Below are 14877 nucleotides of genomic sequence, written 5' to 3' on the forward strand. Positions count from 1 at the left end.
AACACGGCTACCAGCGCTCTCCACATAGGTCGGATCTTCACACGGAATCCGGGCGATAGAAAGCGCTTACATGCAGTTTTTTTCGAAAGTGGTCTGACCTCTTCGCCATCGCCTGGGGAACGTCCGACGCTCGGGAGAAGATGGCGGCATGAGCGACTTGGTGGACTTCCTCCGCGCCCGGATCGACAAGGACGAGGCGCTGGCCCGGGCGTGCGCCGCCGCCCCCTGGCGCGCCCTGCCCGCCGGCCAGATCGTCGTCGACTCACCCGACTCCGACGCCGCCCCCGCTCCCGCTCCCGTCGCGTCCGCCGAGAACCTCACCTACGCCGAGCACATCGCCCGCCACGACCCCGCCCGCGTGCTGCGCGACGTCGAGACCAGGCGCCGCCTGATCGCCGAGTACGAGAAGAACGCCTGGCGGGCCTCGCAGGGCCGCGGCGAGCAATATGTCGATCCGTGGGAGACGACGCTGCGCCTCCTGGCCGAGGTGTACGACCACCACCCCGCCTACCAGGAGGCCTGGCGCCCCGGCTCTTGACCCTTCAGCTCTTCTCCAGGATCTCCTTGAGCCGCTGGAAGCTCAGCGGCGCGTACCTGCGCGTCATCCGGCGGACCACCAGCGGCACCAGCAGCCGGCCGATGCCCCGACCCTCGAAGTCGAGGACGAACGTGGCGCGGCTGCGCGTGCCGCCGTCCAGTGGCTCGATCACCACCTCCGCGTTCGGCCGCACCGGCCCGCCGGTCCCCCGGGCGGCCCAGGCCACCGGGGGCTCGTTCCGCGTGACCTCCTGCGTCATGGTCCGCCGCGACCGCCCGATCCGGCGGGTCGTGACGAAGCGGTCGCCCTCCACCCGGTCGCCCTCCACCCGCACGCTCTCCACGTCGCGCTGCCACTCGGGGAACCGCGACGGGTCGCAGGCGTAGCCGAACACCACGTCCGGCGGCCTCGCGATCTCCATCTCGTGCACGAACGATGCCATCGTCGCTCCTTCCGCCTGAATTCCTCACTTGTTGATATGACGGATGGCGGCGGCACGGTGTGACCGCGAAATGCGCTTGTTCACCCTCAAGAACGCGCACTAGCGTGCCGATGTGGATCTCTTCTCACGCACGTGGGCGGCGCTGCTCACGGCCGTCGCCGAGCTTCCGGACGAACACTTCGAGCGGCCGTCGGGCTGCGCCGGATGGCTCGTCCGCGACCTCGTCTGCCACCTGGTCATCGACGCCCAGGACGTTCTGATCACCCTCGTGACGCCCGCCGGCACCGAGCCGACGCACGACGCGATCACCTACTGGACCGTGTCCCAGACGCCGCCGACCGGGGAGGACGACCTCGACGCGCTGATCGTCCGGCTGGCCGCCGCCTATGAGGAGCCGCGGCTGCTGAAGTTCCACCTCGACGACGTCGGCGCCGCCGCCGGCCGCGCCGCCGAGCTCGCCGACCCGGCCCTGCGCGTCATCACGCAGGACATGGTTCTCACCGCGGGCGACTACCTGTCCGCCTACGTGTGGGAATGGACGTTGCACCACCTCGACCTGGTGGCGCACCTGCCGGACGTGGCGGGCCCGCCCGCCGAGGGCCTGGCCCGCTCCCGCGAGATGCTGGAGCAGTTCGCGGGCACCGCGTTCCCCGGCTCGTTCTCCGACAGCGACGCCCTGCGGGTCGGCACCGGACGCCGCGCCCCGACCGACGCCGAGCGGGCCGAGCTAGGCGCGCTCGCCGCGCGCCTCCCCTTCGTTGTCGGCTGAGGAGCGGCGACCCGCCGGCCCGCTCGACCCGCCGGCCCGCTAGTCGCCGGAGCCGGTCGGGGGGCTCAGCGGGTCGTTCGAGGGCTTGGAGGACGGTGACGGGGAGACCGGTGTCCCGTCGGGCTTGGTGAGGCTCTCATTGAGCGCCCCGATCGAGTTCACCGACTTGATCATCCATGCGCCGCTCTGCCGTACGAGGTCCATCTCCAGGTAGGAGCCCAGGACGCGCCGGGTGCCCGCGGTGCTCTTCACCTCGGAGTCCATGACGACGATGGCCTTGGCGTTGTCGCCCTGGACGTTGTCGACGTACACCGTCCGCACGCTGGCCGTGGCGTCCGCCTTCAGCTTGGTGATGATCCCCCTGAGGCCGTCGTTGAACGCCACGTCGTAGGACTTGGCGAAGTCGGTGGCCGACAACCCGAGGACGCGCTTACGGGCCGCGTCCGGGTCGCTGTGGTTGTAGCTGAGCAGGGCCTGCCCGAACTCGCCGGCGCGGGTCCGGATCTGCTCGCGGGTGCTCTCGCGGTCGTTCAGCCTGCCCGCCTCGCGCCATTGCAGCCCCGCCGTGATGACGCAGGCCGCCAGCACCAGGAGGACCAGGACCCGGGTCGCCAGGGCGGAGCCACGCGCCAGTTCGAGCGCTCGCCGCACCGACGACTGCTTCTGCGGCGGCTCGGGCTCGCTCTCCTCGGGCTTCTTCTCTTCAGCCTCGGCCTCGGCGGGCTCGGTCGGTTCCTCCTGAACGGCGTCTTCAGCCGTCTCGGTCTCTTCGGAGGGTGCAGCCTTCTCGGTGTCGGTCTTCATGCGGGCCTCCTCGAGGCGTAGGCGGACTATTCGGAGCGCCGGCGGACGGCGACGCGGAGCGTGTTGGCGACGACGCAGAGCAGGACGACGCCGCCGAGGACGATCGGGAGCAGGGGCAGCAGCCGCGCGGTGTCGATCCCCGGGGAGTTCGACGGCTCGTTCCCGGCGACCGGCGAGCCGGTGATGGTCGGATCCGGGCTCGCCGAGGGGGTCGTGTCCGCGACGTCCGTCCCCTTGCCGGTCTTCTTCTCGCCGGTCTTCGCGCTGGTCGTGGTGGCGGCCGGGCAGCGTGAGACCGGTGGCGCGACGGGCTGCGGGATGGGGGTCGGATACTCCTCGGCGGCCTGGACGCCGGCGACGCTGATCATCGGCCGGGCCTTGATGTAGGTGTGGCCGCCGGTGGTCAGGGTGACGTCCTCGGCCAGGGCCCTGAAGGTCGGGATCGTGATGAGGATCTGCCGGACCGTCGCGGAGGTCTTCGCGGTGAAGATCGGCGGACCGGGGGTGGCGGCCGCGTCCAGCAGGCAGTCGAGGCTCGGGCGGGCCGTGTCGACCATCGTCCGGGCGCGTTCGAGGAAGGTCGGGCCCTGCTCCAGGATCGCGTCGAACTGCTTGCGCGAGGCGGTGAGCGACGCGGTGAAGGAATCCAGGTCGTTCACGCCCGAGGCGAGTTGCCCCCGGTGACCGGCCACGGTGTGGGTGAGCTGGGTGAGCTGCACCGACAGGTCGTCGAGCAGCGCGGAGTTGTCGGCCAGCGTCGAGGTGAGCTGGTGGGTGTCGCCGATGATCCCGTGGATCGAGTCGCCGCGCCCGGCGAGGCCGACGGCGAGCTCCCGCACGACGGTGTGGGCGTCGTTCGGGTTCACCGCCTCGAGCGCCTTGCTGAAGTCGTCGAACAGCCGCTTGTAGTCGACGGTCCCGGCGGTCCGTGACAGCGGGATGCTGTCGCCGTCCTTGAACGGGCGCCCTGGTGACTCGTTCGGGAGGGACAGGTCGATGTACGGCTCGCCGATCGCGGACTTGCGGAGCACGGTCGCGCGCGCGTTGGCCGGGATGTGCGTGCCGTGGTCGAGGTCGAGCCGCACGGTGACCTTGCCCGTCTCGAGCCGCACGGTGCCGACCCGGCCGACCCCGACGCCGAGGTAGGTGACCTCCAGGTCGTGGCGGAGCCCCGGCGAGGAGGTGAAGTCGGCCGTGACGTGGTACGGCCGTTCCACCGCGTCGACGCGGATCAGCGTCCCGCCCGCCCAGAACGCCAGCACGATGCCGAGCAGGGCGAAGAACGCGAGGTTGATCAGGATGCGAGGTCTCATCAGCGCGGCCCCACCAGGTGATCCAGGTCCGGAAGGATGTTGGAGGGCCGCGGCTGCGCCGACGGGCCGGCGTTCGGACCGGCGTTCTTCGCCGGAGGGGTCTGCGCGTTCTGGGCACCCGATGACGGGAGGAAGCCCTTGACCCAGAAGTACAGGAGCACCTGGCCCTCATAGGTGACGCGCGGGGATCTCAGGAACGTCAGCACCTCGGTGGCGAGCGTCTTGAGGTCTTCCTTTCCGCGTACGGCTGAGGCGAGGAGCGCGTTCGTCCGCTTGAGCAGCGCGGCGAGCCGCGGCGCGTGGCGTTCCTGGATCCGCGCGTTGAACGAGCGGCCGAGGTCGAGGAGCCCCTGGATGCCCTCCTTGAGCCGTCCCCGGTCGTCCTTGAGCCGCTGCGTGGCGAGGGCGACGTTGCCCGGGAGCCGGTCGATGTCCTCCTTGCCCGCCTCCAGCGAACGGCCGAGCTTGGCGAGCTGGTCCAGGGCCGTGCCCAGGTCGCGGCTGGCGGCCGCGTAACTGTCGCTGACCGTGCTGACCCGGGCGATCAGCCTGTTCAGCTGCTCCCCCTTGCCGTTCACGGTCGCGGCCGAGGTCCCGACGATGGTCGAGACGTCCTGCCCGCCGAGCGCGGCGAGCAGCGGCCCGACCTGCGTGGTGATCTCCTCGAGGTCGGGCGCGACCGACGTCTGGGTGATCGCCGCGTGGTCGGGCAGGAACGGGCCGGTGCTCATGCCGCGGCCGGCGGGCAGGTTGAGACGCACGTAGTTCTCGCCGAGCAGCGAGGTCTTGGCGATCGTGGCGGTGGTGCCCACCGGCAGCCGACGGCCCTTCTGCAGGGACATCGTGACCTGGGCTCGATAGCCCGCCAGGCGGATCCGGGTGACGGTGCCGATCCGTACGTCCGACACCTGGACACCGTGCCCGACCACCAGGCTCTGCACATCGTCGAAGGTCGCCGAGAGGTTCTCCCCGCCCTTGGGCGCGCCCGCGGTCTGGAGCGAGCAGCCGGTGGCGAAGACCGACGCGCCGCTCACCGTGACGATGACCGTGGCGATGACGGCCGGTGTCCTCATTTGCTTCCCCTCGTCTTGGGGCAGTTGGCGAGGGCCGGGTTGTCCGGGATGCAGGGCACCCGTCCCCAGCCCATGGCGTCGAACAGCGGTTGGAGCCAGGCCCGGACGGTGGCGTTGAGGACCACGCGCAGCACCGCGACGTGGTTCTTGCGGTCCCAGCCGGAGATGACGACCTTGGTGAACCGCGACAGCGCGCCGATGGTCTGGTTCAGCGATCCGCTGTTGGCCTTGAGCGACATGACGATGTTGGAGATGTCGGCGGCCGCGCTCGGCAGCGTCTCCTGGTAGGCGGTGATGAGCACGCCGCTCTTGCGGATCATCGCGATCATCCCGGACAGGAAGTTCTGCAGCCGGGCGCGTTCCTGGGTGAGCAGGCGACCGGCCTCGGCGATGTCGTCGATGGTGCCGCCGAGGTCGCGGTCCTTGCGGTTCAGGCCCGCGGCGAACGTGCGCAGGTTGGTGGCCAGGCTGACGATGCGCTGGTCCTGACCGGCGAGGTCGTGGGTGAGGCCGGCGGTGGCTTCGAGTGTCCTGTTGATGTCGGCGCCGTTGCCGTTCAGCGCGTCGGCGCCGCCCTTGGTGAGCTTGCGGAGCTGGCCGGGGTCGACCGACCGGGTCAGCTTGGTGAACGCGGCGAGCGCGTCGTCGACCTCCACGGGCAGGTCGGTGCGCTCCTGCGGGATCCGCGTGCCCGCCGCCGCCTTCGCCATGCCCGGCCGCCACGGCGGGGAGAGGATGACGTTGCGCTCGCCGAGGGCGTCGATGGCGGCGATCTCGGCGTGGACGTCGGCGGGGACCGGAACGTCGCGCCGGACGGAGATCTCGACCCGCACGTGCCCGTTCTCGGGCCGGATCGACTCGACCGTGCCGACGTTGGCGCCCATCACCTGCACCCGCGCCTTGGGGTACAGCGACGGTGTCTTGGCGAAGTAGGCGGTCATCCGGTACGTGGAGGGTCCCGTTCCGACGACGGAGCAGCCGCCGGTCGCGGCGACCACCGAGAGCGCCAGGACGCTCGCGGCGGCTCGCCTGAGGACGGTCGGGCGTGGGGCTCTCATGAGCCTCCCTTCGGCGAGGCGGCCGCGAGCCGCGCCAGGTCCCCCGGGGACAGCGGGCCGAGACCGGTGGCGATGGCCTCGACCCACGGGCCGTAGCCGCCGACGCTCGACATGCCGCTGAGGGTCGGTCCCGCCCAGGTCAGCAGGCTGTTCAGCGAACCGAGCTCGGGACGCAGCCTGCTCAGCGTGCTGCGCAGGTCGGCGACGACCGAGACGAGCTTGGCCTGCTGCTTGTCGATCAGCTGCGAGATGCTGCCCAGCGCCGCGCTGCCGCTGCCCAGGAACGTCGTCAGCTCGTCCCGGCGCCTGCGGAGCTCGGCGAGCATCGCCTGCGCGCCCTGCAGCAGCTGCGACAGCTGCTGGTCCTTGTCGGCGGCGATGCCGAGGACGTGGTCGCCGTTCTCCAGCAGCTCACGGATCTTGGGGTCGTTCTCGTCCACTTCCGAGGCCAGGGCCGACAGGTTCTTCAGCGAGTGGCCGAGCCGCCCGCGGGTCTGGTCGTTGATCCCGCCGATCTGGTCGATGACCTTGTTGAGGTCGGCGGTGTCGAGCTTGTCCACCGCGTGGGTCGTACGTTTCAGCACGTCGTTGACGGTCTCGGGGGTGCCGGTGCGGTCGGCGGGAATGCGCCGCCGCGACGCGGGCAGGGACTGGACGTACGGCGTCGAGACCGGTCCGGACAGCTTCAGATACCGGCCGCCGAGGATCGTGGCCGTCTTGATCTCGGCGCGGGTGGCCGTGCCGAGATGCACCTTGCTGTCGACCTTCCAGTCGATGATCACCTGGCCGTTCCGGAAGTCGGGGTGGACTCCGGTCACCTCGCCGACGCGCACGCCGGCGACGCGGACCTCGTCCCCCGACCTGATCCCGCCCGTGCCGGTGAAGACCCCGGACATGCTGTAGCGGTCCTGGAGCAGGCCCATGGTGCCGGTGAAGAAGACGGTGACGACCAGCAGCACCAGGACCAGCGAGGACACCAGGCCCACGGCGATCGGATCGCGGTCGCGGAACGACATGCCGCGCAGGGACGGCCGGCGCAGCGTTGGGGTGCGGAACGAGGGTGTGCGCATCAGGGCCGCCGTCCGATCAGCAGGTCCTCCAGCGACCGGGTCGAGGCGATCGATCCGGTCCGCTCGGGCAGCTTGGTCGCGTACGGGCAGGGAGGGCCCGCGATGTTGACGCACGGAGCGGCGAGGTTGATGAAATGTCCTCGGTCGACCGTGGAGAAGAAGTGCTGGAGCTTCGGCCCGGCGTCCGCGAGCACCTTGACGAGCAGGTCGGTGTTGCGGCGGGTCCCGCTGGTCAGCACGGCCAGCCGGTCCAGCGTCGTGGCGACCTGGTCGGCGTTCTTGCCGAACACGTCGTCGGCGGTCTTGCTCATCCGCGAGACCTGCACCAGCGTGTCGTCCACCAGGCCGCTGTTGCGGGTGTAGGCGTCGCTCAACGTCACCAGGTTGTCGATGGCCTGCCGGATCTGCTTGTCCCTCTTGGCGATCACGCCCGTCACCGCGCCGTAGTCCGACAGCATCTGCGACAGCGTCCGGCGCCGTACGGCGATGGTGGACGAGAGCGTGTCGACGTTGGCGATCAGCCTGCTGACGTTGCCGGAGTTGCCGTCCAGCGCCTGTGCGAGCGCGCCGAGCAGGGTGTTGACGTCGTCGGCGTTCAGGCTGCGGGTGAGCGGCGCGAGCTGGTCGAGCAGGTCGCTGGCGTCCACGACCGACCGGGTCCGGGAGATGTGCGTCCCGGGCCGCATCTTCTCGGTGCTGGTCCCCGGGATGAGGTAGACCACGCGGTGGCCCATCGCGTCCCGCCAGCGGATCGCCGCCTCGCTGTCGGAGGGGATCGTGACGTCCTCGTCGACGGTGAGCGAGACGCGGGCGCGGCCGTCCACGACGGCGACCCCGCTCACCTGCCCGACCGGCGCGCCGGCGATCTTCACCCGGTCGCCCGCGTGCAGCCCGCTCGCGTCGTCGAAGGTGGCCGTCAGGTGGTAGCCGCCGGTGAAGCCGACCCGCGCGATCTGCATGGCGATGAACGCGGTCAGCGCGCCGGTCGCCAGCAGATAGGCCGACATCCGTGCGAGCAGGAACGCTCTCGAGCGGGCCCGTTCGGAACCTCGCGCCATGTCACCGTCCTCCGCTGGGGCAGACGCCCACGATCAACTGGCACGGGTTGGTCGGCAGCAGCGCGATGGCGCCGACGTAATGCTTGCCCCCGGGGCCCTGCATGTTGGTGAGGCCGTCGTAGATGGGCAGCAGCTGGTTTCCGGAGCGAACGGCCTTGCCGAGCAGGCCCAGCTGGGCGTAGAAGACGGCCACGACCCGTTCGCTGCTGCGGAACGCCTCGCCGATCTGCGCGCCGCGCTTGTCGAGGCCGTGCCCGATCAGCCCGGACAGCCGGCCGAGCTGAACGCTGAAGTCGCCCAGCCGTCCCTGGCGCCCGGCGGCGAGGTCGGAGATCAGCGTGTTGGCGTTGCCCGCGATGCCGGTGAGGTCGTCGCCCGAGCCCGCCAGCGTGGTGGCGACGTCGGCGCCGTCGCCGAGGAACTGCCGCGCCTCGTCCCGGCGCCGGTAGGCCACCTGCGACAGGGTGTCGACGTCGTCGACGGTCGCCCGCAGCCGCGGTGCCTCGCCGCCGATCCCGGTCGCCAGCGTCCGCACGATGACCGACACGTCCTTGGCGTCGATCGCCGAGACCACCGGGCCGGCGTCGCCGAGGACGTCGGAGAGGTCCTTGGGGTCGGAGGTACGGGCGATGTGCGCCCCGTCGGCGAGAAAGGGCCCGTTCGCCTCGTGCCCGCCGGGGATGAGGTTGACCGACTTGGGCCCGAACACCGACGCCGGTTCGATGGCGGCCGTCACCGAGTCGGGGATCCGTACGCCCTTGTCCAGCCGCAGCACGACCTCGACCGTGCCGTCGTCGTTCAGCGCCACCTTCGACACCGAGCCGACGCTCACGCCGCGCACCTTCACCTGCGACTGCTTGCCGAGCGACTGCCCCGCCCGGCCGAAGCGCGCCTCGACGCGCACGCCCTGGTCCTCGAACGGCCGGGCGACCAGCACGTACAGCAGCGCCGCGACGGTGACCAGCGTGGTCGTGCTGATGAGCAGCCGCCGCCCGAGCGGCATGTCAGTGTTCATCCGGTGAGCCTCACGGTCGCGCCGCTGCCCCAGAACAGGTAGGACAGCAGCAGGTTCAGGCTGACGATCACGATGATCGAGAGCCGGATGGCCCGGCCGGCCGCGCGGCCGACCCCGACCGGCCCGCCCGTCGCGTAGTAGCCGTAGAAGCAGTGGATGACGATGACGGCGAACGCGAACACCGCGACCTTGATCGAGCTGTAGACCAGGTCGATGGTCGGCAGGTACAGCCGGAAGTAGTAGTCGTAGACGCCGGGCGCCAGATCGAAGAACTGCGTGCTGATGAGCTTGGTCGCGAAGAAGCTGGCGAACAGCGCGATCAGGTAGAGCGGGATGAGCGCGATCAGCGCCGCGACGACCCGGGTGCAGATCAGGTAGGTGAACGACCTGATGCCCATGACCTCCAGCGCGTCGATCTCCTCGGAGATGCGCATCGCGCCGAGCTCCGCGGTGAACGCCGAGCCGCACTGCGCCGCGAGCGCGGTCGCCGCGATGACCGGGGTGATCTCGCGGACGTTGGCGAAGCTGCCGACGATGCCCATGAACGACTGGGCGCCGATGGACTGCAGCCCGGTGTAGCCCTGCAGGCCGATCTCGGTGCCGACGAAGAACGCCATCGTGAAGATCACGAAGATCATTCCGCCGCCGACCACGGTGGCGCCGACCCCGACGACGATGTCGCTGACGTGGCGGAGCACGGTCTTGCCGTACTTGCGGCGCAGGATCAGGTCCCCGACGCAGTAGAGCAGGACCTTGGCCACGAAGACCGGCCAGTCCGACAGCCGCCCGAAGCGCTCGGCCGACTCGGTCACGGTGCGCGAGACGCGACCCTCGCGTAGCTGGAGGCCGGCCATCATGTCCTCGGCGGGTACGCGACGAAGTACACGGTCGTGATCACGTAGTTGAGGGCGAAGACGAGCATGAACGACACCACGATCGAGCGGTTCACCGCGCGCCCCACCCCGACCGGGCTGGCGGCGCAGTTCATGCCCATGTAGCAGGCGACGACCGCCGAGATCAGCCCGAACAGCCACGCCTTGAAGACCGTCACGACCAGGTCGGAGATCTGCAGCAGCGACAGGGCGCCGTCGAAGTAGGCGCCCGGCGTCACGTCCTGCAGCAGCACGTTGAAGAAGAACCCGCCGGCCGCGCCCGCCAGGATGACCAGCGAGACCAGCAGCGTCGAGATCAGGCTCGCCGCCCACAGCCGCGGCGTCACCAGGCGGTGCACCGGGTTGACCGCCATGGTCTCCATCGCCGACAGCTCGTCGCGGATGCGCCGCGCGCCCATGTCGGCGGCCATCGCCGAGCCGCCCGCCCCGGCGATCACCAGCGCCGCGGCGATCGGGGCGACCTCGCGGACGAGGCCGACCACCACCGCGCCGCCCGTCGCCGACTGCGCGCCGAGCTGCGCGGCCAGCTGACCGACCTGCAGCGCCACCGTCGCGCCCAGCGGGAGCGCGACCAGGATGACGGGGATGCTCGTCACTCTGGCCAGGAACGTGCACTGGTCGGCGAACTCCCACCACCACGCGCGGACGTCGAAGCTGCCCCGCATGCCCTCCAGCGCCACCACGAACAGCTCGCCGACCTGGCTCAGCAGCCCGCGCACGGGGCCGGGCATGGGCACCGCCGTCATGGCGTGCACCCGCTCAGGGCCCGCGTGGCCACGCCACGCACATGCCGTCTCATTCCGCCTCCACTCGCGCCGATGGAAAGCCGGAGGGAGACGCTATCCGCTTTATTGGCGGTACGCCAAGAGCGTATTGGCGATCCGCCAATAACAATCGGGCACGCTCCCGGTGGCGAAGCCATGCCGGACATCATCGGGACACCATCATAAAAACACCAGTGTTTATTCGAGGAAATCCAGCCGCCCGGCGTCCGCATGTGGCCGTCACCACGGCCGTGGTGGGCAATCTTGGTTTCCTCCGGCGCGAACTTCGACGACTTGATGTGTGTCACTTAGTGACATAATGTCGTTGAAAGACATCATTGGAGGAGTGAGGCTCGTGGCTGCGGCGAAGCGTGGGTCGGGAGGGATGAGTGAGCAGCGGCGCGAGCGGCTGCGGCTGGAGATCTCCCGGGAGGCGGCGCGGCTGTTCTGGGAGCAGGGCGTGGCCGCCACGAGCGGCGACCAGATCGCGGCGGCCGTGGGGCTCTCCACGCGCACCATCTGGCGGCACTTCCGCAGCAAGGAGAGCTGCGCCGAGCCGATCGTCATGCGGGGCGTCGTCACGATGACGCGGCTGCTGAGCCGGTGGCCGCGCGAGAGCTCGCTCGAGGACCACCTGATCGCGGAGCTGTCCCGGTTCGGAGACGAGGCGCCGCCGGTCGATCAGGCCGACGAGCTGCTGGCGATGAGGATGATCTTCCTGGGCGAGACCGAGCCGGCGCTGCGCACGGCCTGGCTGATGGCCTGCGACCAGGTGGAACGCGAGATGCGCACCATCATCGGCGACCGCCTCGGACGTTCGGCCGACGACCTGGAGGTGCGGCTGCACGCCGCCGCGTCGGCCGCCGTGATCCGGGTGCTGGACGAGCACATCGGCGACGCCGTCGTAGCCGGGGCCCCGATCACCGAGTTCGCCGAGGTGCAAGTGCTGGCCCGCCGCTACGCCCACATGATCCGCACCGCCACCGGCGGGGTCGTCGGCGACCCCGTGGCCTGACGGACACCACCACCAGACTTAAGGAGAACAAGGCGCACACGGCCGAGGATCCCGTGCGTGACCAGCTCGCGGCGGCGGGCGCGATCACCGATCCGGGCAAGCGGACGCTCCGGCCGTTCGCCTCTCACCAGGTCATCGTGAACGATCCGCAGGAGGTACTCGCCCTGCAGAGCACGGTGCGGACCGTGCTGGTGACCGCGCCCGATCCGGCGGCGGTCCCGGTGGACGTGCTGGCCATGGCCGTGCTTGCTGTCGAGTGCGAGGTGACCACCGTCCTCAGCTCCAAGGAACGCCGCGAGCACAAGCACGCGCGCAAGGCGCTCGCCGAACGCTTCGACGAGCTCGTTCCCGGGCTGCGCGCGGCGCTGCGCGACTCGTTCCTGGCGAGCCGGGGCGTCGGCGGCGGCTGGGGCAAGTAGTCCTGCGGGCCGAGGCTCAGTCGGCGAACGCCAGGACGTGACCGGTCTCCCGGAGGCGCCACTTCCCCGCGTTCCATGACAGGTGGGTCTGGGACAGGGGCGCCGCGTCAAGGTTCCAGAGCGCTCGGGCGGGGGCTTCGAGAACGCGCAGGACCGCTGCTCGGATGACCGCCGGATGCGTGACGGCGACGACCCGGGACGGTTCGCGCGGCAGCGCGTCCAGGAACGCCTCGACCCGGGCCAGCAGGGCGGTGATCGATTCGCCGCCGTGCGGAGCCGCGTCGGGGTCGGTCAGCCAGGCGTGGAATCCCTCGGGGTCGATGCTCTGGATCTGCGGCATCTCCGCGCCCCGCCACGCTCCGAGGTCGAGGTCGGCCAGGGCCGGTTCGGCCGTCGCGGCCAGGTCGAGAGCGGCGCAGGTGTCCAGGCAGCGGCGTTCCGGTCCGCACAGAACGGTCCCGGGGCGGCGGATCCCACCGGCCGCCTGCCGCGCGGTGGCCACGGCGGTCTCGGTCACCGGTTCGTCGTCGGGAAACCGTGCGGCCTTGGTGGCCTCGGTGGCGGCGTGCGCGATCAGCAAGAGTCTTGTGGCCACCGTAACGGCTCCCCCGCGTTGACTGGTCTGTCGGCAGACTTCTACGATTTGGGCGTTAGTGATGGTAGGAGGAAGCCGGTGCAAATCCGGCACGGTCGCGCCACTGTGAGCCAGCCCACGAGGCCGGTGAGTCAGATCTTCCGCCATCGCCGTCCAGCACCATCGGGGACGCAAGATCCCTGAGGAGGATTCATGGCCACATCCAGTGTTCCGTCGGGCCGCAGCACCAGTGTCCCGGTCGTTCTCCCCGGCACCCGCGCCACTCTCTGGCTCTTCGGAACGGTCGCGCTCGGCCTGCTCGTCTACTACTTCGTGGGCATCGACCAGGGCGCAACCTCGGTCTTCGGGAACGACACCCATATCCACGAGTTCGTCCACGACGCACGGCACTTCCTCGGATTCCCCTGCCACTGATCCCCGCGTTCCACACCCCCTAGGAGTTCCACGTGGAGCGTAAGTTCATCGTGCGCGGAATCCTGGCCGGCATCATCGCCGGCCTGCTCGCGTTCGTCTTCGCCCGCATCTTCGCCGAGCCGCAGATCCAGGCGGCCATCGACTACGAAAGCGGCCGGGACGCCGCACAGCACGTGCTCGACCAGGCCAAGGGCGTCCCGATGGAGTCCGAGCACTCCGACCCGTTCAGCCGCACCGTCCAGGGCAACGCCGGCATCGGCGTCGGCATCGTCGCCTTCGGCGCGGCCATGGGCGGCATCTTCGCGGTCGCGTTCATGCTGGCCGCGGGCCGCACCGGCAAGCTCCGCCCGCGCACGCTGGCGATGCTGACGGCCCTCGGCGGGTTCCTCGGCTTCTTCATGCTGCCGTTCCTGAAGTACCCGGCCAACCCGCCGGCGATCGGGCACGAGGAGACCATCAAGGACCGCAGCGGCCTCTTCCTGCTGATGGTCTGCGTGTCGATCGTGCTGCTCGTCCTGGCGGTCTGGGCCGGTCAGCGGCTCCGGCCGCGGTTCGGCACCTGGAACGCGACACTGCTGGCGATCGCCGGCGGCGCGGTCGTGCTCGGCGTCGTCATGCTGCTGCTCCCCTCGCTCGGCGAGCTGTCGGCCAACGTCAAGGAGTACGGCAAGCACGCCACCGAGACTCCGCAGCCGCTCACCGACGACCAGGGCAAGATCGTCTATCCGGGTTTCCCGGCGGACGTGCTGTTCAAGTTCCGGCTCTACTCGGTCGGGGCTCAGCTCATCCTGTGGGCGGGCATCGGCCTGATCTTCGCGCCCATGGCCGAACGGCTGCTGGGCAAGGCGGGCTCGCAGCCAGCGGGCTCGCCGGTCGAGGAGGCGCCGGCCTCAGCGTGAGCGGGTGAGCCGGATCCAGGACATCGCCTCCTGGGCGGTGGCCACGGCGGTCACCGCAGGGACCGGCGGCCGGTCGATCATGACGACCGGGACCGTGAGACGGCGGGCGGCGGCCAGTTTGGCCGCCGCCATCTCGCCGCCGCTGTTCTTGGTGACCAGGACGTCGATGGCGTGCTCGCGCATGAGCCCGAGCTCGCCCTCGATGTTGAACGGCCCTCTCGCGCCCACCACCAAAGCCTGTGGCGGGATCGGCGGCTCCGGCGGATCGACCGATCGGATCAGGAACCATCGCCGTTCGTCGGCAACGAAAGGCCCCAGTTCCGTCCGCCCCACGGTGAGGAAGACCCGCTCGCCGGGCAGGTTCGCCGCGGCCGCCGCCATCGACGGCTCGTGGCGCCAGTCGTCATCCGGCCCCGCCGTCCAGGCGGGCCGACGCAACATCAGCAAAGGGACACCAGTGCGTTCTGAAGCGGCCACCGCCGCGGCGGTGATCCGTTCGGCGAACGGATGGGTCGCGTCGACCAAGGCAGTGATCCGTTCCGCCTGCAGCCAGGCGGCGAGGGCGGCCGGACCGCCGAACCCGCCGATCCGCGTGCGCCCCTCCGGAAGCTTCGGGGCGGCGACCCGTCCTGCCAGCGAGGTGATCACCTCGACGTCGGGGCTGCCGTGCAGCAGCGCGGCCAGGCTCCGCGCCTCGGCCGTCCCGCCCAGCACCAGGACCCGCATGCCCTCATCCTC

At 70.4% G+C, this 14877-nt stretch carries 18 protein-coding genes and 1 riboswitch; of the genes, 6 read left to right on the forward strand and 12 right to left on the reverse strand.

The genetic code is table 11. The annotated features are described in order from the left end of the window. The first annotated feature begins 148 nt into the window (after nucleotides 1-148). Entirely contained in the window at nucleotides 149-538 is a 390-nt protein-coding gene (locus J4573_RS10830; RefSeq protein WP_208255222.1) for a DUF6221 family protein, read from the forward strand. Between the two features lie 4 nt (nucleotides 539-542). On the opposite strand, the gene J4573_RS10835 is transcribed toward J4573_RS10830, so the two are convergent. Further along, the gene (locus J4573_RS10835) at nucleotides 543-980 is read right to left on the reverse strand and encodes an SRPBCC family protein (protein ID WP_208255223.1); all 438 of its coding nucleotides are present in this window, start codon (nucleotides 978-980) and stop codon (nucleotides 543-545) included. A 112-nt stretch (nucleotides 981-1092) separates the two neighbouring features. On the opposite strand from J4573_RS10835, the gene J4573_RS10840 reads away from it, so the two are divergent. Further along, the gene (locus J4573_RS10840; protein ID WP_208255224.1) at nucleotides 1093-1749 is read left to right on the forward strand and encodes a maleylpyruvate isomerase N-terminal domain-containing protein; all 657 of its coding nucleotides are present in this window, start codon (nucleotides 1093-1095) and stop codon (nucleotides 1747-1749) included. Between the two features lie 39 nt (nucleotides 1750-1788). Here J4573_RS10840 and J4573_RS10845 read toward each other — a convergent pair whose 3' ends face one another. From J4573_RS10845 to J4573_RS10885, 9 genes are read right to left on the reverse strand one after another with little or no spacing between them, the layout of a single operon-like run. Next, complete coding sequence (locus tag J4573_RS10845) at nucleotides 1789-2553, reverse strand: hypothetical protein (protein ID WP_208255225.1); 765 nt, start codon at nucleotides 2551-2553, stop codon at nucleotides 1789-1791. Between the two features lie 26 nt (nucleotides 2554-2579). Then, nucleotides 2580-3866: an MCE family protein gene (locus J4573_RS10850; protein ID WP_208255226.1), complete on the reverse strand. Its 1287-nt coding sequence runs from the start codon at nucleotides 3864-3866 to the stop codon at nucleotides 2580-2582. After that, entirely contained in the window at nucleotides 3866-4939 is a 1074-nt protein-coding gene (locus J4573_RS10855; RefSeq protein WP_208255227.1) for an MCE family protein, read from the reverse strand. The genes J4573_RS10850 and J4573_RS10855 overlap by 1 nt, the downstream gene beginning before the upstream one ends. Beyond that, nucleotides 4936-5997, reverse strand: a complete 1062-nt coding sequence (locus tag J4573_RS10860; RefSeq protein WP_208255228.1) for an MCE family protein — start codon at nucleotides 5995-5997, stop codon at nucleotides 4936-4938. Before J4573_RS10860 ends, J4573_RS10855 begins: the two co-directional genes overlap by 4 nt. Beyond that, entirely contained in the window at nucleotides 5994-7067 is a 1074-nt protein-coding gene (locus tag J4573_RS10865) for an MCE family protein (RefSeq protein WP_208255229.1), read from the reverse strand. The genes J4573_RS10860 and J4573_RS10865 overlap by 4 nt, the downstream gene beginning before the upstream one ends. Then, complete coding sequence (locus tag J4573_RS10870) at nucleotides 7067-8125, reverse strand: MCE family protein (RefSeq protein ID WP_208255230.1); 1059 nt, start codon at nucleotides 8123-8125, stop codon at nucleotides 7067-7069. Before J4573_RS10870 ends, J4573_RS10865 begins: the two co-directional genes overlap by 1 nt. Before the next feature lies 1 nt (nucleotide 8126). Further along, a complete protein-coding gene (locus tag J4573_RS10875; protein WP_208255231.1) occupies nucleotides 8127-9140 on the reverse strand; it encodes an MlaD family protein in 1014 nt (337 codons plus the stop codon). Continuing rightward, nucleotides 9137-9997, reverse strand: a complete 861-nt coding sequence (locus J4573_RS10880) for an ABC transporter permease (RefSeq protein ID WP_208255232.1) — start codon at nucleotides 9995-9997, stop codon at nucleotides 9137-9139. The genes J4573_RS10875 and J4573_RS10880 overlap by 4 nt, the downstream gene beginning before the upstream one ends. Then, entirely contained in the window at nucleotides 9994-10779 is a 786-nt protein-coding gene (locus J4573_RS10885) for an MlaE family ABC transporter permease (RefSeq protein ID WP_208255233.1), read from the reverse strand. Before J4573_RS10885 ends, J4573_RS10880 begins: the two co-directional genes overlap by 4 nt. A 403-nt stretch (nucleotides 10780-11182) precedes the next feature. Between J4573_RS10885 and J4573_RS10890 the strand changes: the two genes are divergently transcribed. Both J4573_RS10890 and J4573_RS10895 read left to right on the forward strand, forming a co-directional pair. Next, on the forward strand, nucleotides 11183-11812 hold the full coding sequence (locus tag J4573_RS10890) for a TetR/AcrR family transcriptional regulator (RefSeq protein ID WP_243772813.1): 630 nt from the start codon (nucleotides 11183-11185) through the stop codon (nucleotides 11810-11812). Further along, nucleotides 11809-12231: a GPP34 family phosphoprotein gene (locus tag J4573_RS10895; protein ID WP_243772867.1), complete on the forward strand. Its 423-nt coding sequence runs from the start codon at nucleotides 11809-11811 to the stop codon at nucleotides 12229-12231. Before J4573_RS10890 ends, J4573_RS10895 begins: the two co-directional genes overlap by 4 nt. Before the next feature lie 16 nt (nucleotides 12232-12247). Here J4573_RS10895 and J4573_RS10900 read toward each other — a convergent pair whose 3' ends face one another. Further along, nucleotides 12248-12826 (reverse strand): histidine phosphatase family protein, encoded by a 579-nt coding sequence (locus J4573_RS10900; protein WP_208255235.1) that lies wholly within the window; start codon nucleotides 12824-12826, stop codon nucleotides 12248-12250. Between the two features lie 46 nt (nucleotides 12827-12872). Next, nucleotides 12873-13017: riboswitch (adenosylcobalamin (AdoCbl) riboswitch) on the forward strand. A 1-nt stretch (nucleotide 13018) separates the two neighbouring features. On the opposite strand from J4573_RS10900, the gene J4573_RS10905 reads away from it, so the two are divergent. After that, on the forward strand, nucleotides 13019-13240 hold the full coding sequence (locus J4573_RS10905; protein WP_208255236.1) for a CbtB domain-containing protein: 222 nt from the start codon (nucleotides 13019-13021) through the stop codon (nucleotides 13238-13240). A 32-nt stretch (nucleotides 13241-13272) separates the two neighbouring features. Next, nucleotides 13273-14139: a CbtA family protein gene (locus tag J4573_RS10910; RefSeq protein WP_208255237.1), complete on the forward strand. Its 867-nt coding sequence runs from the start codon at nucleotides 13273-13275 to the stop codon at nucleotides 14137-14139. Here J4573_RS10910 and J4573_RS10915 read toward each other — a convergent pair. Then, nucleotides 14131-14865: a cobalt-precorrin-6A reductase gene (locus J4573_RS10915; protein ID WP_208255238.1), complete on the reverse strand. Its 735-nt coding sequence runs from the start codon at nucleotides 14863-14865 to the stop codon at nucleotides 14131-14133. The two genes, J4573_RS10910 and J4573_RS10915, sit on opposite strands and share 9 nt — an antisense overlap. Nucleotides 14866-14877: the final 12 nt, after the last annotated feature.

The sequence above is a fragment of the Actinomadura barringtoniae genome, assembly GCF_017573505.1.
In the GTDB taxonomy this organism is placed as follows: Bacteria; Actinomycetota; Actinomycetes; order Streptosporangiales; family Streptosporangiaceae; genus Spirillospora; species Spirillospora barringtoniae.

Coding starts and splice junctions, on each gene's coding strand:
- J4573_RS10865 (WP_208255229.1), bottom strand. CDS start 7,067: ATGCGCACACCCTCGTTCCGCACCCCAACGCTGCGCCGGCCGTCCCTG.
- J4573_RS10850 (WP_208255226.1), bottom strand. CDS start 3,866: ATGAGACCTCGCATCCTGATCAACCTCGCGTTCTTCGCCCTGCTCGGC.
- J4573_RS10880 (WP_208255232.1), bottom strand. CDS start 9,997: ATGATGGCCGGCCTCCAGCTACGCGAGGGTCGCGTCTCGCGCACCGTG.
- J4573_RS10835 (WP_208255223.1), bottom strand. CDS start 980: ATGGCATCGTTCGTGCACGAGATGGAGATCGCGAGGCCGCCGGACGTG.
- J4573_RS10870 (WP_208255230.1), bottom strand. CDS start 8,125: ATGGCGCGAGGTTCCGAACGGGCCCGCTCGAGAGCGTTCCTGCTCGCA.
- J4573_RS10885 (WP_208255233.1), bottom strand. CDS start 10,779: ATGACGGCGGTGCCCATGCCCGGCCCCGTGCGCGGGCTGCTGAGCCAG.
- J4573_RS10905 (WP_208255236.1), top strand. CDS start 13,019: ATGGCCACATCCAGTGTTCCGTCGGGCCGCAGCACCAGTGTCCCGGTC.
- J4573_RS10860 (WP_208255228.1), bottom strand. CDS start 5,997: ATGAGAGCCCCACGCCCGACCGTCCTCAGGCGAGCCGCCGCGAGCGTC.
- J4573_RS10915 (WP_208255238.1), bottom strand. CDS start 14,865: ATGCGGGTCCTGGTGCTGGGCGGGACGGCCGAGGCGCGGAGCCTGGCC.
- J4573_RS10845 (WP_208255225.1), bottom strand. CDS start 2,553: ATGAAGACCGACACCGAGAAGGCTGCACCCTCCGAAGAGACCGAGACG.
- J4573_RS10890 (WP_243772813.1), top strand. CDS start 11,183: ATGAGTGAGCAGCGGCGCGAGCGGCTGCGGCTGGAGATCTCCCGGGAG.
- J4573_RS10830 (WP_208255222.1), top strand. CDS start 149: ATGAGCGACTTGGTGGACTTCCTCCGCGCCCGGATCGACAAGGACGAG.
- J4573_RS10855 (WP_208255227.1), bottom strand. CDS start 4,939: ATGAGGACACCGGCCGTCATCGCCACGGTCATCGTCACGGTGAGCGGC.
- J4573_RS10875 (WP_208255231.1), bottom strand. CDS start 9,140: ATGAACACTGACATGCCGCTCGGGCGGCGGCTGCTCATCAGCACGACC.